Origin of the sequence: Pseudomonas sp. R3-18-08, assembly GCF_003852065.1 — a bacterium.
Classification (GTDB): domain Bacteria; phylum Pseudomonadota; class Gammaproteobacteria; order Pseudomonadales; family Pseudomonadaceae; genus Aquipseudomonas.
Genome location: NZ_CP027729.1, coordinates 1,716,669 through 1,735,413, shown reverse-complemented (window position 1 = coordinate 1,735,413; position 18,745 = coordinate 1,716,669). Strand labels below are relative to the sequence as shown.

16 protein-coding genes are annotated in these 18,745 nt (G+C 61.9%); 5 read left to right on the top strand and 11 right to left on the bottom strand.

The annotated features are described in order from the left end of the window. Positions 1–25: 25 nt before the first annotated feature. The 5 genes from hisC to mtnA form a co-directional block, all read right to left on the bottom strand. Entirely contained in the window at positions 26–1,138 is a 1,113-nt protein-coding gene (gene hisC / locus C4J92_RS07925) for a histidinol-phosphate transaminase (protein WP_124403468.1), read from the bottom strand. A 9-nt stretch (positions 1,139–1,147) separates the two neighbouring features. Further along, entirely contained in the window at positions 1,148–2,242 is a 1,095-nt protein-coding gene (gene pheA / locus C4J92_RS07920) for a prephenate dehydratase (RefSeq protein WP_043047445.1), read from the bottom strand. Further along, a complete protein-coding gene (gene serC, locus C4J92_RS07915; RefSeq protein WP_124403467.1) occupies positions 2,242–3,327 on the bottom strand; it encodes a 3-phosphoserine/phosphohydroxythreonine transaminase in 1,086 nt (361 codons plus the stop codon). The genes pheA and serC overlap by 1 nt, the downstream gene beginning before the upstream one ends. A gap of 231 nt (positions 3,328–3,558) precedes the next feature. Continuing rightward, positions 3,559–6,213, bottom strand: coding sequence for a DNA gyrase subunit A (gyrA, locus tag C4J92_RS07910; protein ID WP_124403466.1), 2,655 nt, complete (start codon positions 6,211–6,213; stop codon positions 3,559–3,561). A 424-nt stretch (positions 6,214–6,637) separates the two neighbouring features. Beyond that, positions 6,638–7,708 (bottom strand): S-methyl-5-thioribose-1-phosphate isomerase, encoded by a 1,071-nt coding sequence (mtnA, locus tag C4J92_RS07905; RefSeq protein WP_124403465.1) that lies wholly within the window; start codon positions 7,706–7,708, stop codon positions 6,638–6,640. Between the two features lie 109 nt (positions 7,709–7,817). On the opposite strand from mtnA, the gene C4J92_RS07900 reads away from it, so the two are divergent. From C4J92_RS07900 to C4J92_RS07885, 4 genes are all read left to right on the top strand, one after another. After that, the gene (locus C4J92_RS07900) at positions 7,818–9,149 is read left to right on the top strand and encodes a TRZ/ATZ family hydrolase (protein ID WP_124403464.1); all 1,332 of its coding nucleotides are present in this window, start codon (positions 7,818–7,820) and stop codon (positions 9,147–9,149) included. A 29-nt stretch (positions 9,150–9,178) separates the two neighbouring features. Further along, on the top strand, positions 9,179–9,877 hold the full coding sequence (ubiG, locus tag C4J92_RS07895; protein WP_124361853.1) for a bifunctional 2-polyprenyl-6-hydroxyphenol methylase/3-demethylubiquinol 3-O-methyltransferase UbiG: 699 nt from the start codon (positions 9,179–9,181) through the stop codon (positions 9,875–9,877). 4 nt (positions 9,878–9,881) lie between these two features. Continuing rightward, on the top strand, positions 9,882–10,553 hold the full coding sequence (gene mupP / locus C4J92_RS07890; RefSeq protein WP_124361852.1) for an N-acetylmuramic acid 6-phosphate phosphatase MupP: 672 nt from the start codon (positions 9,882–9,884) through the stop codon (positions 10,551–10,553). A gap of 185 nt (positions 10,554–10,738) precedes the next feature. Next, positions 10,739–11,479, top strand: a complete 741-nt coding sequence (locus C4J92_RS07885) for a YciK family oxidoreductase (RefSeq protein ID WP_124403463.1) — start codon at positions 10,739–10,741, stop codon at positions 11,477–11,479. 132 nt (positions 11,480–11,611) lie between these two features. Here C4J92_RS07885 and C4J92_RS07880 read toward each other — a convergent pair whose 3' ends face one another. Genes C4J92_RS07880 through C4J92_RS07855 form a run of 6 tightly spaced genes read right to left on the bottom strand, consistent with a single transcriptional unit; the run spans position 11,612 to position 17,763 of the window. Next, positions 11,612–13,126 carry an ABC transporter substrate-binding protein gene (locus C4J92_RS07880; protein WP_124403462.1) on the bottom strand — a complete coding sequence of 505 codons (1,515 nt, stop codon included), beginning with the start codon at positions 13,124–13,126 and terminating at the stop codon, positions 11,612–11,614. After that, on the bottom strand, positions 13,108–14,127 hold the full coding sequence (locus tag C4J92_RS07875) for an ABC transporter ATP-binding protein (protein WP_124403461.1): 1,020 nt from the start codon (positions 14,125–14,127) through the stop codon (positions 13,108–13,110). The genes C4J92_RS07880 and C4J92_RS07875 overlap by 19 nt, the downstream gene beginning before the upstream one ends. After that, the gene (locus C4J92_RS07870; RefSeq protein ID WP_124403460.1) at positions 14,124–15,080 is read right to left on the bottom strand and encodes an ABC transporter ATP-binding protein; all 957 of its coding nucleotides are present in this window, start codon (positions 15,078–15,080) and stop codon (positions 14,124–14,126) included. Before C4J92_RS07870 ends, C4J92_RS07875 begins: the two co-directional genes overlap by 4 nt. Then, positions 15,077–15,928 carry an ABC transporter permease gene (locus tag C4J92_RS07865; RefSeq protein WP_124403459.1) on the bottom strand — a complete coding sequence of 284 codons (852 nt, stop codon included), beginning with the start codon at positions 15,926–15,928 and terminating at the stop codon, positions 15,077–15,079. Before C4J92_RS07865 ends, C4J92_RS07870 begins: the two co-directional genes overlap by 4 nt. Further along, entirely contained in the window at positions 15,925–16,872 is a 948-nt protein-coding gene (locus C4J92_RS07860) for an ABC transporter permease (protein WP_124361846.1), read from the bottom strand. The genes C4J92_RS07865 and C4J92_RS07860 overlap by 4 nt, the downstream gene beginning before the upstream one ends. A 3-nt stretch (positions 16,873–16,875) precedes the next feature. Then, positions 16,876–17,763: a proline iminopeptidase-family hydrolase gene (locus C4J92_RS07855; protein WP_124403458.1), complete on the bottom strand. Its 888-nt coding sequence runs from the start codon at positions 17,761–17,763 to the stop codon at positions 16,876–16,878. Positions 17,764–17,946: 183 nt separating this feature from the next. Between C4J92_RS07855 and C4J92_RS07850 the strand changes: the two genes are divergently transcribed. Further along, positions 17,947–18,711 carry a LuxR family transcriptional regulator gene (locus C4J92_RS07850; RefSeq protein ID WP_124366315.1) on the top strand — a complete coding sequence of 255 codons (765 nt, stop codon included), beginning with the start codon at positions 17,947–17,949 and terminating at the stop codon, positions 18,709–18,711. Positions 18,712–18,745: the final 34 nt, after the last annotated feature.

Here is an 18,745-nt window from a genome sequence, read left to right as displayed (position 1 = left end):
CACAGCAGGTTGCAATGCAGTGACATCAACCACGGGCCAGAACCTTGGCCAACGCCTCCAGGAAGCGGCTGTTCTCAGCCGGTAACCCGATGGTGACACGCAGGTGATTCGGCATGCCGTAATTGGCCACCGGGCGCACGATCACGCCTTCGCGCAGCAACCCCTGGAAGACCGGGGCGGCTACCTGGCCGAGGTCGACACAGATGAAGTTGCCCTTGGACGCAATCCAGCCCAGGCCCAGCTCACGGAAACCTGCCTGCAATTGCTGCATCCCGCTTTCGTTGAGGCGACGGCTTTCTGCCAGATAGTCGGCATCCTTGATCGCCGCACAGGCCGCCGCCAGGGCGAGACTGTTGACGTTGAACGGCTGGCGCACGCGGTTCAGCACATCGGCAACCACCGCCGTGGACAAGCCGTAGCCGACCCGCAGCGAGGCCAAGCCATAGGCTTTGGAGAACGTGCGCGACACCAGCAGGTTCGGGTAGGCCGCCAGGAAGTCCAGGCCATCCGGCAGGTCGCTGCCTTCGGCGTACTCGATGTAAGCCTCGTCCAGCACCACCAGCACGTGCTCGGGCACGCCTTGCAGGAAGTGCTCCAGCGCCTGTGTGTCGAACCAGGTACCGGTGGGGTTGTTCGGGTTGGCGATGAACACCACGCGGGTCTGGACGTCGATGGCCGCCAGCATCGCCGGCAGGTCATGGCCCCAGTCTTTTGCCGGTATAACGCGGGCATCCGCGCCTACGGCCTGGGTCACGATCGGGTAGACCGCAAAGGCATGCTCACTGAACACCGCATTCAGGCCCGGCGCCAGATAGGCGCGACCGACCAGCTCGAGGATGTCGTTGGAACCGTTGCCCAAAGTCACCTGATTCAGCTCGACCCGGCACTTTTGCGCCAGCAGCGACTTGAGGGCAAAGCCGTTGCCGTCGGGGTAACGGGTCAGCTCAGCCAGCTCTTCACGAATCGCCGCCAGCACCTTGGGGCTCGGGCCCAGCGGGTTTTCGTTACTCGCCAGCTTGACGATCTTGGACGGGTCCAGATTCAACTCACGCGCCAGCTCGTCCACAGGCTTGCCCGGAACGTAAGGCGACAGTTGTTGCACGCCCGGCTGCGCCAGGGCGAGGAAGTTGCCACTCATGTTAAAGCCTCACAAAACCGCTTTCGGGTAAGAGCCCAGCACCTTGAGTGCCACGGCCTCCTGGCTGATTTTCTCCAGCACGCCTTTGACCAGTGGGTCGCGGTGATGCCCGATGAAGTCGATGAAGAACACGTAGGTCCATTTACCGCTGCGCGAAGGACGCGTCTCGATGCGCGTCAGGTCGATACCGTTGTCATGGAACGGCACCAGCAGCTCATGCAGCGCGCCCGGCTTGTTGCTCATGGAGACGATGATCGACGTCTTGTCATCGCCCGTGGGCGGCACTTCCTGGCTACCGATCATCAGGAAACGCGTGGAGTTGTCCGGGCGGTCCTCGATTTTTTCGGCCAGGCGCGTCAAGCCATACAGGCCCGCCGCCATATCGCCGGCAATCGCCGCCGAGTTCCACTCGCCCTTGACCCGCTTGGCCGCCTCGGCATTGCTGGAGACCGCCACGCGCTCGACATTCGGGTAATGCGCATCCAGCCACTTGCGGCACTGGGCCAGGGACTGGGCGTGGGAATAGATCCGGCTGATGCTGTCGGTCTTGGTGTTCTCGCCCACCAACAGGTGATGGTGGATACGCAGCTCGACCTCACCACAGATCACCATGTCGTGTTCCAGGAAGCTGTCCAGCGTGTGGTTGACCGCGCCTTCGGTGGAGTTTTCCACCGGCACCACGCCAAAATTCACCGCACCGGCTGCCACTTCGCGGAACACTTCGTCGATCGCCGCCATCGGCTTGCTGATCACGGCATGGCCGAAATGCTTCATGGCCGCCGCCTGGGTGAAGGTGCCTTCCGGACCGAGGTACGCCACTTTCAGCGGCTGCTCCAGGGCCAGGCACGAGGACATGATTTCACGGAACAACCGCGCCATTTCTTCGTTGCCCAGCGGGCCTCTGTTGCGTTCCATCACGCGTTTGAGCACCTGGGCTTCTCGCTCGGGCCGGTAGAACACCGGGACTTCGCCTTCTGCCAGGGACGCCATTTTCACCCGCGCCACTTCCTGGGCGCAGCGTGCGCGCTCACTGATCAGCTCGAGGACTTTCTCGTCCAGGCTGTCGATGCGTACACGCAGGGCCTTGAGTTCTTGCTCAGACATTAGCCGTGTTCCTTTTCAAACTCTGCCATGTAGGCAACCAGCGCGTTGATCGCGTGGATGTCGACAGCGTTATAGATGGAGGCGCGCATGCCGCCGACCGAACGGTGGCCCTTGAGGTTCAACAGGCCACGTTCTTCGGCGCCGGCCAGGAAGGGCTTGTCCAGGCGGTCGTCAGCCAGGCGGAACGGCACGTTCATCCACGAGCGGTCGCTGAGGTTGATCGGGTTGCTGTACAGGCCGCTGGCGTCGATGAAGTCGTACAGGGTGCGCTTCTTCACTTCGTTGAGCTTACCCATGGCCGCCACGCCGCCCTGCTCCTTGAGCCATTCGAAGACCAGGCCGGACAGGTACCAGGCGAACGCCGGCGGAGTGTTGTACATCGAGCCGTTATCGGCCGCGACCTTGTAGTTGAGCATGGTCGGGCACAGCGAGCGGGCGCGACCCAGCAGGTCTTCACGGATGATGTTGACCAGGATGCCGCTCGGGCCGATGTTTTTCTGCGCGCCGGCGTAGATCATGCCGTATTTGGACACATCGATCGGGCGCGAGAGGATGTCCGAAGACATGTCGCACACCAGCGGCACGTCGCCCACCTGCGGCACCCAATCGAATTCCAGGCCACCGATGGTTTCGTTGGCGACGTAGTGCACGTAGGCCGCGTCCTTCGACAGTTTCCATTCGTTCTGACCCGGAATGGCGAAGTAGTCATAAGGCTTGGCGGTGCCTGCCACGTTGACGTGACCGTAGCGGGAGGCCTCTTCAATGGCCTTCTGCCCCCAGATACCGGTGTCGATATAGTCCGCCGTGCCGTCTTCCGGTAGCAGGTTCAGCGGAATCTGGGCGAACTGCTGGCTCGCGCCGCCTTGCAGGAACAGCACTTTGTAGTGGGAGGGGATGTCCAGCAAGTCGCGCAGATCCTGCTCGGCCTTGGTGGCGATGGACACGAACTCATCGCTGCGATGGCTCATTTCCATCACGGAGAGGCCTTTTCCATGCCAGTCGAGGAGTTCAGCCTGCGCGCGCTGCAGGACTGCTTCAGGAAGCGCCGCGGGACCGGCACAGAAGTTATAGGCTCTCTTGCTCACATCCAATCTCACTCTGGTCTGGTGGTAGTCACGCAAACATATCAGCCGACACCGGATCCCGTGTGGGAGCGGGCTTGCTCGCGAAAGCGGTGGGTCAGTCAGCTTATGTGCCGCTGATACTCCGCAATCGGGAGCAAGCCCCCTCCCACAGTTGGATTTTCATCGCTGTCGATATTTCCATCCGGACAAACAACAAGGGGGCGAATCTTCATCCGCCCCCTGTGTGTCCGCTTATTCCTGCGGTTCTTCTTCGTCTGCGGCTGCATCGAGGGTCGGCTCGTCGACGCTGTCATCGCCGGTTGCGATCACCTCGCCCTCAAAACCTTCACCTTCGAGCTCGTCATCTTCAACTTCCGAAGGCTCCTGCACACGTTCCAGGCCGACCAGTTTTTCGTCCTTGGCCAGCTTGATCAAAGTCACGCCCTGAGTGTTACGGCCCAGGCTCGAGACTTCTGCCACGCGGGTACGTACCAGGGTGCCCTGGTCGGAAATCAGCATGATTTCCTCGCCATCGAGCACCTGCACCGCGCCGACCAGACGACCGTTGCGGTCGTTGCTGACCATGGCGATCACGCCCTGGCCGCCACGCTTGTACTCCGGGAACTCGCTGATGGCGGTGCGCTTGCCGTAGCCACGCTCGGACGCGGTGAGGATCTGGCTGCCTTCTTCCGGGATCAGCATGGAAATCAGCTTCTGCCCTTCCGGCAGGCGCATGCCGCGCACACCACGGGCAGTACGGCCCATGGCGCGAACGTCGGATTCCTTGAAGCGCGTGACCTTGCCGCCGTCGGAGAACAGCATGACTTCGCGCTCGCCATCGGTAATGGCCGCCGAAATCAGCACGTCGCCTTCATCCAGTTCCAGGGCGATCAGGCCCACGCTGCGTTGACGGCTGAAGGATTCCAGCGGGGTCTTCTTCACGGTGCCTTTGGCGGTGGCCATGAAGATGAAGTGACCCTCGGTGTATTCATCGACCGGCAGCATGGTGGTGATGTATTCATCACTGTCCAGCGGCAGCAGGTTGACCAGTGGGCGACCACGGGCAGCGCGGGAGGCTTCAGGGATTTCGTAGGTTTTCAACCAGTACACCTTGCCCTTGCTGGAGAACAGCAGCAGCGTAGTGTGGCTGTTGGCAACCAGCAGGTGAGCGATGTAGTCCTCATCCTTAACGCCGGTAGCCGATTTACCTTTACCGCCACGACGCTGGGCCTGGTAGGCCGCCAATGGCTGGGTCTTGGCATAGCCGCCGTGGGAGATGGTCACCACGCGCTCTTCTTCCGGGATCATGTCACCCAGGGTCAGGTCGAGGCGCGCGTCGAGGATTTCGGTACGGCGCACGTCGCCGTATTCGGCGCGGATCACTTCGAGTTCTTCGCGGATCACTTCCATCAGGCGCACGGCGCTGTTGAGGATGCGGATCAACTCGCCGATCTGGTTGAGGATTTCCTGGTACTCGGCCAGCAGCTTCTCGTGCTCCAGACCGGTCAGGCGGTGCAAGCGCAGTTCCAGGATGGCCTGGGCCTGTTCGGGCGACAGGAAGTACTTGCCTTCGCGCAGGCCGTATTGCGGATCCAGGGTTTCCGGACGGCACGAGTCGGCGCCGGCGCGTTCAACCATCGCGACCACAGCGCTGGATTCCCACGGCGTGCTGATCAGCGCTTCCTTGGCTTCCGACGGGGTTGGCGAGGCCTTGATCAGGGCGATCACCGGGTCGATGTTCGACAGCGCAACTGCCTGGCCTTCCAGGATGTGGCCGCGCTCGCGGGCCTTGCGCAGTTCGAACACGGTACGGCGGGTGACGACTTCGCGACGGTGACGCACGAAGGCTTCCAGCAGGTCCTTGAGGTTCAGGATGCGCGGGCGGCCATCGATCAGCGCAACAACGTTGATACCAAACACGCTTTGCAGCTGGGTCTGGGCGTAGAGGTTGTTGAGGATCACCTCAGGCACTTCGCCACGACGCAGCTCGATCACCACGCGCATACCGTCTTTGTCGGACTCGTCGCGCAGCTCGGTGATGCCTTCGAGTTTCTTCTCTTTAACCAGCTCGGCGATCTTTTCGATCAGGCGCGCCTTGTTCAGCTGGTACGGAAGTTCGGTGATGACGATCTGCTGGCGGCCACCGACCTTGTCGATGTCTTCGATCATCGAGCGGGCGCGCATGTAAATGCGGCCACGGCCGGTGCGGTAGGCTTCGATGATGCCGGCGCGACCGTTGATGATTGCGGCGGTCGGGAAATCCGGGCCGGGGATGTATTGCATCAGCTCATCGATGGTCAGCTCGGGGTTGTCGATGAGGGCCAGGCAACCGTCGATCACTTCACCGAGGTTGTGCGGCGGGATGTTGGTCGCCATGCCCACGGCGATACCGCTGGAACCGTTGACCAGCAGGTTGGGAATACGGGTGGGCATCACGGCCGGGATCATTTCGGTGCCGTCGTAGTTCGGCACCCAGTCCACGGTTTCTTTATGCAGGTCGGCCAGCAGCTCGTGCGCCAGCTTGGTCATGCGCACTTCGGTGTATCGCATGGCTGCGGCGTTGTCGCCGTCGACCGAACCGAAGTTGCCCTGGCCGTCTACCAGCAGGTAGCGCAGGGAAAACGGCTGGGCCATCCGAACGATGGTGTCGTACACCGCAGTGTCGCCGTGAGGGTGATACTTACCGATCACGTCACCGACAACACGGGCAGATTTCTTGTACGGCTTGTTCCAGTCGTTACCCAGCTCGCTCATCGCGAACAGCACACGCCGGTGCACGGGCTTCAAGCCATCGCGCGCATCAGGCAGTGCCCGACCGACAATTACGCTCATCGCGTAGTCGAGGTAGGACTGTTTCAGCTCGTCTTCGATATTGACCGGGAGGATTTCTTTGGCCAGTTCGCCCATGAGAAGCCTGATTCCTTTTTCGGGTGAAACTTCGTCACGTCCAGATGGGACGAACGAAGCTCGCCGCTGCCGGCACGGTGCCTGACAACGACTTACGACAAATCAACGAGTTATGACACGGATCTGCACGTTATGGGCAACCCCTCGGGGCGGCCCTGGAAACCGCCGGATGTTATCACAATCGCCGCCACGCACCTATCCCCCTGATGCGCATGGAGGCTAGTAATTTGTTGAATGACAGGCTTGAGGAGGACGAGAGGGGCTCAGAGGTGGGATGGTGCTGTTTTTTGGGGGCGGATCCGAGGGTTTTATTGACTTTGAGAGCCAATCGGGGGCAAGCCCCCTCCCACACTTGAATTGTGAACACAGTCAAACTGTGGGAGGGGGCTTGCCCCCGATAGCAATTTCACAAACACCACCACCCTCAATGCAGCCGCTTACGGCACATCAACCTGGCCAGCTTGGCCGCATCCGGCCGCTCCACCACCCCTTTCTCGGTGACGATCACATCAATCAGGTCGGCCGGGGTGACATCGAAAACCGGGTTGAAGGCCTGCACCTCCAACCGCTGGCCATTCACCTCCAGCAGCTCAGCCACATCACGCTCTTCCAGGGCCACATCGTCGCCAGTGGCCATCATCAGGTCGAGGGTCGAGCTCGACGCCACCACCATAAAGCGCACGCCGTGGTGCATGGCGCACACGGCCAACTGATAGGTGCCGATCTTACTGATCACATCGCCATTGGCCGCGATGCAGTCAGCGCCGACCACCACCCAGGTCACGCCTTTGGTTTTGAGGATATGCGCCCCGGCGGAGTCGGCATTGACCGTCACCGGGATACCCGCGCCCGCCAACTCCCACGCCGTCAGGCGCGAGCCTTGCAGCCAGGGACGGGTTTCGTTGGCATAGACCTGCTCGACCAGCCCCTCCAGGAACGCCGCGCGAATCACCCCGAGGGCCGTGCCGACACCGCCCGAAGCCAATGCGCCGGCATTGCCATGAGTGAGGATCGCCTGGGCGTTGCCCTGGTGCTTGCGAATCCGCTCCATACCCAATTGGGCCATGACGACATTGGCCTCGCGGTCACTTTCATGGATGGCGATGGCTTCGGCTTCCAGCACAGCCAATGGGTCGGCGTGCTGCTTGAGACGGTCGAGGCGGTCGCGCATGCACTTCAGCGCCCAGAACAGGTTCGATGCAGTGGGTCGGGTATCGGCCAGCAGTGCGTAGTCTTCTTCCCAGGCCGCCTGCCAGTCGCCGCCTCCGGCCATGCGCTCGCGAGCAGCCAGCACCAGGCCGTAGGCCGCGCTGATGCCGATGGCCGAGGCGCCGCGCACCACCATCGAGCGGATGGCGGCGGCCACTTCGCTGGCGGTCGAGCACGCCACCCAGCTTTCCCGGGCCGGCAGCGCACGCTGATCGAGCAGGTGCAGCACGCCATCACGCCAATCGATGGCCTTCACCTTCTCTGCAGCCAACAGTCGGTCGCGCATCCCTTTCCCCGTACTCATGAACAAAAGCCGCCGATTATAGCGATCCGCCAGCCAGGACGCTCGGGTATACTTCGCCCTTCTTTTATAGCTGCCCAGGAAGAAGCCTGCGATGACGCCCACTGCCGCCCCGCTCGACTTATTGCTCCTGCCGACCTGGCTGGTCCCCGTCGAACCCGCTGGCGTGGTGCTCAAGGAGCATGGCCTGGGGATCCGCGACGGCTGCATCGTGTTTATCGGGCCACGGGCGGCGGCGCTCAAGCTTGAGGCCAGCGAGGTGCGCGAGCTGCCCGGCATGCTGCTCAGCCCGGGCCTGATCAACGCCCACGGGCATGCGGCCATGAGCCTATTTCGCGGCTTGGCCGATGACCTGCCGTTGATGACCTGGCTGGAAAAACACATCTGGCCCGCCGAGGCCAAGTGGGTCGATGAAGCCTTCGTCCGCGATGGCACCAACCTGGCCATCGCCGAGCAGCTCAAGGGCGGCATCACCTGCTTCTCGGATATGTACTTCTACCCCAAGGTCGCCAGCGACTGCGTGCACAACAGCGGCATGCGCGCACAGATCGCCATTCCGATCCTGGATTTCCCGATTCCCGGCGCCAGCAGCGCCGATGAGGCAATGCGCCAGGGTATCGAGCTGTTCGGCGACCTCAAGCACCATCCCCGCATCAAGATCACGTTCGGCCCCCACGCGCCTTACACCGTCAATGATGACAACCTGGAGAAAATCCGGGTGATCGCCGAAGAGCTGGACGCCGCAATTCATATGCATGTGCACGAAACCGCCTTCGAAGTGCAGCAGGCCGTGGAACAGACCGGCGAGCGGCCATTGGCCCGCCTGGGTCGCCTCGGCTTGCTGGGCCCGCGCTTCCAGGCCGTTCACATGACCCAAATCAGCGAGGATGACCTGGCTTTGCTGGTAGAAAGCAACACCAGCGTCATTCATTGCCCGGAATCGAACCTGAAACTGGCCAGCGGCTTCTGTCCGGTTGAACGCCTGTGGCAGGCTGGCGTCAATGTGGCTATAGGCACTGACGGCGCCGCCAGCAACAACGACCTCGACCTGCTGGGCGAAACCCGCACCGCCGCCATGCTGGCCAAGGCGGTCGCCGGTTCGGCGACCGCGCTGGACGCCCATCGCGCGCTGCGCATGGCGACCCTCAATGGCGCGCGGGCGATGGGCCTGGACAGCCAGATCGGCTCGCTGGAAGTCGGCAAGGCCGCAGATATCGTCGCCTTCGACCTTTCGGGGCTGGCGCAACAACCGATCTACGATCCGGTCTCACAGCTTATTTACGCTACCGGTCGCGATTGCGTGAAACACCTTTGGGTCGCCGGCAAGCAGTTGCTCGACGACCGACGATTGACCCGCATGGATGAAGCACAGTTGACCGCCATGGCCATTGCCTGGGGCCAGCGCATCAGCGGGCACAGCGAATAAACCGATTTATCAGATTCAGAGGATTCACCATGAGCAACGTCGACCACGCCGAAATCGCCAAATTCGAAGCCCTGGCCCACCGCTGGTGGGACCGTGAGAGCGAGTTCAAGCCGCTGCATGACATCAATCCGCTGCGGGTCAACTGGATTGACGAACGCGTCAACCTGGCCGGCAAGAAGGTGCTGGATGTGGGTTGTGGCGGTGGCATCCTCAGTGAAGCCATGGCCCAGCGCGGCGCTACCGTCATGGGCATCGACATGGGCGAAGCGCCGCTGGCCGTGGCCCAGTTGCATCAGCTGGAATCCGGCGTGAGCGTGGAATACCGCCAGATCACCGCCGAAGCCCTGGCCGAGGAAATGCCCGAGCAGTTCGACGTGGTCACCTGCCTGGAAATGCTGGAGCACGTGCCCGACCCGTCTTCGGTGATCCGCGCCTGTTTCCGCATGGTCAAGCCCGGCGGCCAGGTGTTTTTTTCCACCATCAACCGCAATCCCAAAGCTTATCTGTTCGCGATCATCGGCGCCGAATACATCATGAAGCTGCTGCCGCGCGGCACCCATGACTTCAAGAAATTCATCCGTCCGTCCGAGCTGGGGGCCTGGAGCCGTCAGGCCGGCCTCAGCGTAAAAGACATCATCGGCCTGACCTACAACCCACTGACCAAGCACTACAAGCTGGCCAGCGACGTTGACGTCAACTACATGATCCAGACCCTGCGCGAGGAGTAAGCCTGTGAAGTTGCGAGCGGTTCTCTTCGACATGGACGGTACCCTGCTGGACACCGCGCCAGACTTTATCGCCATCTGCCAGGCCATGCGCGCCGAGCGTGGCCTGGCACCGGTCAACCCGCAGCATATTCGCGATGAAATTTCCGGTGGCGCGCGGGCCATGGTCGCCGTGACCTTCTCGATGGACCCGGAGTCGCCAGGCTTTGAAGCACTGCGCCAGGAATTCCTCGAGCGCTACCTCAAGGACTGCGCGGTGCACAGCAAACTGTTCGACGGTATGGCCGAACTGCTGGAAGACATCGAGAAGGCCAAGCTGATCTGGGGCGTGGTCACTAACAAGCCGGTGCGCTTTGCCGAGCCGATCATGCAGCGACTGGGCCTGGCCGAACGCTCGGCCGTGCTGATCTGCCCGGACCACGTGAAAAACAGCAAGCCGGACCCGGAGCCGATGCTTCTGGCGTGCAAGCTGCTGAACCTGGACCCGGCCAGCGTGTTGTTCGTGGGCGATGATTTGCGTGATATCGAATCCGGCCGCGATGCCGGTACGCGTACGGCGGCGGTGACCTACGGCTATATCCACCCGGACGACAACCCGCGTCACTGGGGCGCGGATGTGGTGGTGGACCACCCGCTGGAGCTGCGCAAGGTGTTGGATAACGCGCTTTGCAGTTGCTGATAACTCACCGCTCTTACTGACCGATGAAGATCCAAATGTGGGAGGGGGCTTGCCCCCGATTGCGGTGGGTCAGTTTCTGCATGTGTTGACTGACACACCGCTATCGGGGGCAAGCCCCCTCCCACAGGGGATCGGCGGTGATCTGAAGTCTGTGCTGAACCTGTTGAATTTTGTCGAGGCTATTTATGTTTGATTACGCTGCACCTCCGGAACTGCTCAAAGGCCGCATCATCCTGGTTACCGGTGCCGGCCGTGGGATCGGCGCCGCTGCGGCGAAAACCTACGCTGCCCACGGCGCCACCGTGCTGCTGCTGGGCAAGACCGAAGCCAACCTGGCTCAGGTGTATGACGAGATCGAAGCGGCGGGCCAGCCGCAGCCGGTGGTGATCCCGTTCAACCTGGAGACTGCCCTGCCCCATCAATACGATGAGCTGGCGGCGATGATCGAAAGGGAATTTGGCCGCCTCGACGGCCTGCTGCACAACGCCTCGATCATCGGCCCGCGCACACCGATCGAACAGTTGTCCGGCGAGAATTTCATGCGGGTGATGCACGTGAACGTCAACGCGATGTTCATGCTGACCAGCACCTTGCTGCCGCTGCTCAAACTGTCCCAGGATGCGTCGGTGGTGTTCACCTCCAGCAGCGTCGGGCGCAAGGGCCGGGCGTATTGGGGCGCCTACGGTGTGTCGAAGTTTGCCACTGAAGGCTTGATGCAAACCCTGGCCGATGAGCTGGAGGATGTCGCGGCCGTGCGCGCCAACAGCATCAACCCGGGCGGTACGCGCACCAGTATGCGGGCCCAGGCGTACCCAGGGGAAAACCCGATGGAAAGGCCGGCGCCGGAAGAGATCATGCCGGTGTACCTGTATTTGATGGGGCCGGACAGTGCGGAGATCAATGGACAGGCGTTTGATGCGCAATAACCCCTGACACAACCTAAATCAAAATGTGGGAGGGGGCTTGCTCCCGATAGCGGAGTGCCAGCCAACAGATTAATTGGCTGATCCACCGCTATCGGGAGCAAGCCCCCTCCCACATTGGTATTGCAGCGCTTGTCAGTTTTTCACCACTTCCTCAAGAGTGAAGCGCCCCAACGGGTTCTGCAAAAAGTTGCTCACATTCTTGCGTGAGATGTTGATATACGGGCTGTAATACAGATCGATCCAGTTCACATCCTGCTTCGCCAGTTTCTGCAATTCCACATACATCTGCTCACGCTTGGCCGGGTCGGCCTCGATGCGCGCTTGTGCCACCAGCGCCTTGACCTTGTCGTTCTGGTAGCGGGTCATGTAGTTCTGGTTGGTGTCGTGGCCCAGTACGAAGGTGGTCTTCTGGTCCGGGTCGAGAATGTCGTTGGTCCAGTACATCACCGAAATATCGTACTCACCGTCCACCAGCATCTGCCAGCTTTGGGTCGGGTCGACTTTCTGCAGGTTGGCGGTGACGCCGACCTTGGCCAGTTGGTCCTTGATGATCACCGCAATCTGCTCGTCAGCTTCATTGCCGGCATTGACCACATAGTTCAACTTCAAGTCCGTGGCGCCTGCGTCCGCCAGCAGCTTTTTGGCCGCAGTCGGGTCATACGGGCGCTGCAGGTTATTGGCGTAGTGATACAGCGAGCCTTTGGGGATGTAGGAATACGCCACGGTGCCTTGACCGTAAGTGGCGGTCTTTACCAACGATTGTTTGTCGATGGCCATGTCCAGCGCTTCACGCACCTGGGGCTTGGCCAGCAGGCCGTGCGCGTGGTTGATCAGCAGGTGATCTTCGCGGGTGGACGGATCGGCGTGGATTACCACGTTCGGGTCTTTCTTCAGCTCCTCAACGCGGGAGAAGGGTACGAAGATCGCCGTGTCCAGCTCGTTGTTCTGCACCATGCGCATGCGTGTGTTGTCGTCGGTGACCGACACCCATTCCACGCCGTCCAGGCTGACCTTACTGGCCTGCCAGAAGTTCGGGTTCTTCTTCAGGACCACGCGGTCGCCCTTGCGCCATTCGTCCACGGTGAACGCGCCGGAGGTCACCGGGTTTTCCGAGTAGGCGTCTTCGCCCATTGCCGTCATGGCTTTTTCCGACAGGATCGACACCGTTGGCGAGGCCAATTGCGAGAGAAACGCCACCGCCGGGGTTTTCAGGGTGACCACCAGCGTCTTCGGATCGCTGGCCTTGGCGGTGTCGATCAGGCTGAAGGGGTCACTCCACAGCGACGCCTTGTTATCGCGGATGCGCAACAGGCTGAACGCCGCATCGCTGGCGGTGATCGGCGAACCGTCGGAAAACTTCGCCTCGCGCAGTTTAAAGGTGTAGGTCAGGCCGTCCTTGGAAATCTCCCAGCTTTGCGCCAGGCCCGGTTCCATTTTGGTGCCCAGGTTATCCACGCGCACCAGGGTGTCGTAGACGTTCGCGAACACCCAGGTATCGCGGTTCTGCGCGCTTTTGATCGGGTCAAAAGTGGTGCTGTCTTCACGGCAGCCGATGGTCAGGACGCCGGCGGCCTGGGCCAGGCCGGCAGTGAGGGACCAGGCGGTCAGCGTGGCGGCGGCGAGCAATTTCAAATGGCGCGATTGCATGTCATAACTCCTTGTTCATGATGGGCAGGAAGGATCAAAGGGTGTTCAAGCACGCAACTGTATCGATGCTCATGCAGCGAGTGGGTGGGCGGCAACATCACGGAACACATGGCGCGGGCATACCGGCAACGCGGGTGAAACGCGCAACCGGTGGGCAGGTTCAGTGGGCTGGGTGGTTCGCCGGGCAGCGGCTGCGCCGGTAACGGGCGATACGGGTCAATCTGCGGAATCGCCTCGATCAACGCCGCCGTATACGGGTGACGCGGAGCAGTGAACACCGCTTCCACCGGCCCTTCCTCGACGATCTTGCCCAGGTACATCACCGCCACGCGGTCGCACAGGCGCCGCACGATGGCCAGGTCATGGGCGATGAACAGGATCGCCAGGTTCATGCGCTGTTGCAATTGCAGCAGCAAGTTGATGATCTGGCCCTGGATCGACACGTCCAGCGCCGCCACGCATTCGTCGGCGATGATCAAGCGCGGCTCCACCGCCAGCGCCCGTGCGATCCCCACGCGCTGGCACTGGCCGCCGCTGAGGGAGCCTGGCTTGCGCGACGCCAATTCGGGCCGCAGGCCGACCAGCTCGAGCAGCTCATCGACCCGGGCGCGGATGTTTTCCGGGGCGACCTTGCGCTGCACCCGCAACACTTCGGCGAGGGTTTCGCCGAGGGTGTGGCGCGGGTTCAGGGCGGCGTAAGGGTCCTGGAAAATCATCGCGGTTTCCTGGCGCAACCGCGCAATATCGATGGCGCTGCCCTGGGCCATGTCGACACCGTCAAACAGCACCTGCCCGGCGCTGATCGGGTTCAGGTGCAAGATCGCCCGTCCCAACGTGCTTTTACCGCTGCCGGACTCGCCCACCAGCCCGAGGGTTTCACCGGCCGCCAGGTTCAGTGAAACCCCGTTCACCGCCCTCACCCACTGCTTGTTCAACCCGAACAGGCCAGTGCCGGACGTGGCAAAGCGCACCTCCAGGTCCTTGATCTGCAGCAGACTCATGGGCGTTCTCCGAGGGGATAGTGACACGCCACCTGTGCGCCTTCCGGTAACAGCTCGGTACACAGCGCGCCGACCTGCGGGCAACGGGGGTTGAAGCGGCAACCTTCAGGCAATGCGTCAAGCAGTGGCGGCTGGCCAGGGATAGTGCGCAGCAATGCATGACCGCTGCTGTGGGCCGGCTGGCAGTCGATCAGCCCGGCGGTGTAAGGATGCCGGGGCTGGGCGAGCAGTTCGTATTTGCTGCCGTGTTCGCACAGGCGCCCGGCGTACATCACCGCGATGGAGTCGCAGCTTTGCGCTACCACGCCGAGGTCATGGGTAATCATGATGATCGACAGGCCACGCTTGTCGCGAAGGTCGAGCAACAGCCGCAGGATTTGCGCCTGCACCGTCACATCGAGGGCGGTGGTGGGTTCGTCCGCGATCAGCACCTTCGGGTTGCACCCCAGGGCTACCGCAATCATCGCGCGCTGGCGCATGCCGCCGGAAAATTCATGGGGATAGTTGTCGACCCGCGCTTGCGGGTCGGGAATGCCGACTTGGCGCAGCACGTCGATAGCCTGCAGCCGCGCGTCTTTTTTCGAGGCGCCCTGATGCAGGCGGATGCCCTCGGCGATCTGCTCGCCGATACGCATCAACGGGTCCAGGTGACTGCTGGGGTTCTGGAAAATCATGCCCAACTGCCCGCCCCGGATGGTGCGCATGCCGGCTTCATCCAGGCGCAACAGGTCCTGGCCGGCCAACTGCACCGCGCCGCCTTGTACGCGCAGGTTGGGCGACGGCAACAGGCGCATCATCGCGCGACAGGCCAGGGTCTTGCCCGAACCGCTTTCACCGACCAAGCCCAGGATCTCGCCTTCGGCCAGGTCAAAGGACACGCGGTCGACCAGGCACAGCTCGCGCCCGGCGTTATTGGCGATCACGCTGAGGTCGCGCACCTGCAGCAGGCTCATGAACGATCCCCCAACACTTGCGCCACACCATCGGCCAGCAGGCTGAAGCCCATGGCCAGGGTCACGATGGCCACCCCTGGAAAGGTGCAGATCCACCAAGCGGTGGTGATAAAGGCCTGGCCCTCGGCGACCATCGTCCCCCATTCGGCGGTGGGCGGTTGCACGCCCAGGCCCAGGTAGCTCACGGCCGCACCGTTGAGCAGCACCAGCACCGCATCGGACATGGAAAACACAATCGAGCCGAACAGCGCATTGGGCAGCAAATGCCGGAACAGGATGCGCCCATGGCCAAACCCCAGGCTCTTGGCGGCCAGGGCGAACTCGCTTTCCTTGAGCACCAGAATCTGCGAGCGGATCAACCGCGCATACGACACCCAGCCCACCAGCGCCATGGCGATGTAAAAGCTCTGCAGCCCAGGCCCGAGAATGGCCATGATCGCCAGCATCAGCACCAGGAACGGAAACGCCAGCACCACATCGATCACGCGCATGCACACACTGTCGAAGCGCCCGCCGATATAGCCGGACACCGCGCCGACGAAGGTGCCGATCATGAACGGAAAGATCACCCCGACAATCGCCAGTTGCAGGTCGATGCGCGCGCCCCAGATCACCCGTGAAAGGATGTCGCGGCCGTAGTTGTCGGTGCCGAACGGGTGCGCAATGCCGGGCGCGAGCAGACTCATCTCGGTGTTCTGCGCGATGGGGTCGTAGGGGGCGATCCACGGCGCGAACAGCGCCAGGGTCAACCATGCGAGCAGTATCAACAGGCCCCACGCGGCAGTCAGGCGACCGTTGCCAAAACCCAGGCGCAGGCGCCAGGGGGCGACCAATGGGCGGCTGTTCATTGCATCTTCACCCGTGGGTCGAGGGCCACCGTCACCACGTCGGCGACGAAGTTGACCACCACCGTCGCACAGGCCAGCACCATCGCCACGCCCTGCACCACCATGTAATCGCGGGTAAAAATACCGCGCACCAGCAACTGGCCGATGCCGGGAATGGCGAACAGGCTTTCGATGACCACCGTGCCGCTGATCAGCCAGCCGATATTCACTGCCAGCAGGTTGACCGCCGGCACCAGCGAGTTGGGCACCACATGGCGGCGGAACACGGCGGCTTCAGACAGCCCCCGCGCCCGTGCCGCGGTAACATGGTCGGCCTGCAGTTCCACCAGCATGCTCGCGCGCAGATTACGCACCAGCACCGCCGACAGCGCCAGCGCAATGGTCAGACACGGCAGCAGCATATGGTGGGCCTTGTCCAGCCAGGTGCGGCCATAACCGGACACCGGAAACAGGCCCCATTGCACACTCAGCAACAGGATCAGCATCAGGCCCAGCCAGAATGCCGGCATGCCCAGGCCGACCGTGGTGAACACGCGAATCAGGGTGTCGGGCCAGCCGCCTTTATTGCGCGCCGCCAGTGTCGCCAGCGGCACCGCGATCAACAGCGCCAGCACCACGCTGCCGAGCACCAGCACCAGGGTCGGCTCGATGCGGGTGACGATCAGCTTGAGGGCGTCGACCTTGTACAGCAGCGATTGGCCGAGGTCGCCCTTGAGCAGGTTCTTCAGGAAATAGAAGTATTGCAGCCACAACGGCTCATCGAGGCCGTACTGGGCGCGGATTTTCAGCAATGCGTCCGGCGTGCTGCGCGAGCCCAGCAGCGCGCGCGCAGGATCGCCCGGGATCGAGCGCACCAGCACAAAGGTGATCAAACTGATGCCCAACAGCACCGGCAACAACTGCAGGGGCCGGGACAACACGAAACGGTAGCGGGCCAGGTTCATCCGTCAGCCTCGGTGGCGGGCGAGAAAGTCCAGCAGCACCGGAAAATACGCCTGGGGTTCTTCGTAGAACGGCATATGGCTGCTGTTGGGAAATACGTGCAATTCGGCGTGCCGGGCCGCCATTTTCATACGCATGGCACAGGCCGGGGTGAGTTCGTCGTGCTGGCCGGTGGTGATCAGCATCGGCATGCTGAAGTCGGCCATTTCGGCAAGGCGGTTCCAGTCCTTGAGGTTGCCGATATACAGGAATTCGTTGGGGCCTTGCATGGTTTCGTAGGGTCCCATGTTCCAATCGCCGAGGGAGCGTTTGACCGGCTCCGGCCATTCATCCAGGCGGCAGACGTGGCGATAGTTGAGCAAGGTGATGGCGGCTTGATACTGCGGGTGGTCGAGGGTGCCCATGGCTTCATGACGTTGCATCATGGCCACGGTTTCGCTGCCGAGGGCGCCGCGCAGGCGCTCAAGCTCCTGGGACAGGTGCGGAATATCGCCGACGGTGTTTTCAAGGATCAGGCTTTTCAGCGCATCGGGATAATGAATGGCGTACTCGATGCCCAGCCAACCGCCCCAGGAATGCCCGAGCAAGTGCACACGGCCCAGGTCCAGGGCCTGGCGGATGGTTTCAACTTCTTCGACATAACGGCGGATTTCCCACAGGGAAACGTCGTTCGGTCTGGCTGATGCGCCGGTGCCAAGCTGGTCGAATGCAACCACTCGCAGGTTATGTTCTTTGAGCCAGCCATGGGCGTCGCGCAAATAGTCACACGGCAGGCCCGGGCCGCCGTTGAGGCACAGCAGCACCTCATCGCCGTCGCCAAAGCTGTAGACCACGAGATTATGGCCGTCGACTTGCACGTTGTACCGCTGGTCGGGGGCTATTTCACGCCACATGCATACATTCCTTGTGTTGTATCGGCCTGGCAGGTAGTGGCCGTTTATCACGTCAACACTACCGAGGATGCCGCGCGTCCATAACCTAGCGTTTCTTATAGGTTTGGCCTGGCAGTCCTTCGCCGGGGCGTGGCATTCTACTTGCAGCAAGTCGAGATTCAAATGAATTCGGGAGCAGAACGGATGCTGGCCAAGCTAACTGCCTTCAATAGTCGTCTGATGCCGGGCAGGAGCCTGGACGAGCAGATGGACAATACGTTTATCCTCGCCCAACAGTTGGGCTTCGATGCGCTGGTGTACGATTACACGCCAGTGCCTATCGACCTCAACGGTGCGCTGATCACGCCCTCGGTGCTGCAACTGCGCAACACGCCGACCGACTGGCACGCCTTGTGGTGCAGCGAAGGGTTCTATCAGATCGACCCGGTGCAACACCTGGCCTTGAACAGTGTGTCGCCCTTTGTCTGGTCTTATGAGGCAAAAGCCGAGACTGCCCTGCAAACGATCATCGACCCCTGCCATGCACCCGTTTCGTCCTACCTGCACGAACAGCAGTTGACCTGCGGCGTCAGCGTACCGATCCACCTGCCCCGCGGTGGCTTCGCCTCATTGACCGGCCTGCGCACCGGTACGGCGAGCACGGTATTGAAGGATGCGCAGCAAACCTTGTCGGACTTCAGCGTGATCAGCCATGCGTTGCAGGAGGCGGCTTATCCTTTATTCAACAAAGCGTTGCGCACCTACCCGCATATCCATCTGACCAAACGCGAGCGCGAGTGCCTGAAATGGGCCGCCGAGGGCTTGACTGCGGCCGAGATCGCCGCGCAATTGAGCCGTTCGCTCGCGGTGGTCACCCTGCACCTGGCGTCGGCCATGCACAAATTGGGCGCCAAGAACCGCGTGCAGGCGGTGGTGCGAGCCACGCACTACCGGTTGCTGGACGATTGATCCTTAGGCAAAACCTAGCTGTTTTGCTAGTTAC

What these genes read in the sequence shown, in the direction of transcription:
- hisC (WP_124403468.1), bottom strand. Translation starts at nt 1,138, where the DNA reads ATGAGTGGCAACTTCCTCGCCCTGGCGCAGCCGGGCGTGCAACAACTG.
- pheA (WP_043047445.1), bottom strand. Translation starts at nt 2,242, where the DNA reads ATGTCTGAGCAAGAACTCAAGGCCCTGCGTGTACGCATCGACAGCCTG.
- gyrA (WP_124403466.1), bottom strand. Translation starts at nt 6,213, where the DNA reads ATGGGCGAACTGGCCAAAGAAATCCTCCCGGTCAATATCGAAGACGAG.
- mtnA (WP_124403465.1), bottom strand. Translation starts at nt 7,708, where the DNA reads ATGCGCGACCGACTGTTGGCTGCAGAGAAGGTGAAGGCCATCGATTGG.
- C4J92_RS07900 (WP_124403464.1), top strand. Translation starts at nt 7,818, where the DNA reads ATGACGCCCACTGCCGCCCCGCTCGACTTATTGCTCCTGCCGACCTGG.
- ubiG (WP_124361853.1), top strand. Translation starts at nt 9,179, where the DNA reads ATGAGCAACGTCGACCACGCCGAAATCGCCAAATTCGAAGCCCTGGCC.
- C4J92_RS07885 (WP_124403463.1), top strand. Translation starts at nt 10,739, where the DNA reads ATGTTTGATTACGCTGCACCTCCGGAACTGCTCAAAGGCCGCATCATC.
- C4J92_RS07880 (WP_124403462.1), bottom strand. Translation starts at nt 13,126, where the DNA reads ATGCAATCGCGCCATTTGAAATTGCTCGCCGCCGCCACGCTGACCGCC.
- C4J92_RS07875 (WP_124403461.1), bottom strand. Translation starts at nt 14,127, where the DNA reads ATGAGTCTGCTGCAGATCAAGGACCTGGAGGTGCGCTTTGCCACGTCC.
- C4J92_RS07870 (WP_124403460.1), bottom strand. Translation starts at nt 15,080, where the DNA reads ATGAGCCTGCTGCAGGTGCGCGACCTCAGCGTGATCGCCAATAACGCC.
- C4J92_RS07865 (WP_124403459.1), bottom strand. Translation starts at nt 15,928, where the DNA reads ATGAACAGCCGCCCATTGGTCGCCCCCTGGCGCCTGCGCCTGGGTTTT.
- C4J92_RS07860 (WP_124361846.1), bottom strand. Translation starts at nt 16,872, where the DNA reads ATGAACCTGGCCCGCTACCGTTTCGTGTTGTCCCGGCCCCTGCAGTTG.
- C4J92_RS07855 (WP_124403458.1), bottom strand. Translation starts at nt 17,763, where the DNA reads ATGTGGCGTGAAATAGCCCCCGACCAGCGGTACAACGTGCAAGTCGAC.
- C4J92_RS07850 (WP_124366315.1), top strand. Translation starts at nt 17,947, where the DNA reads ATGCTGGCCAAGCTAACTGCCTTCAATAGTCGTCTGATGCCGGGCAGG.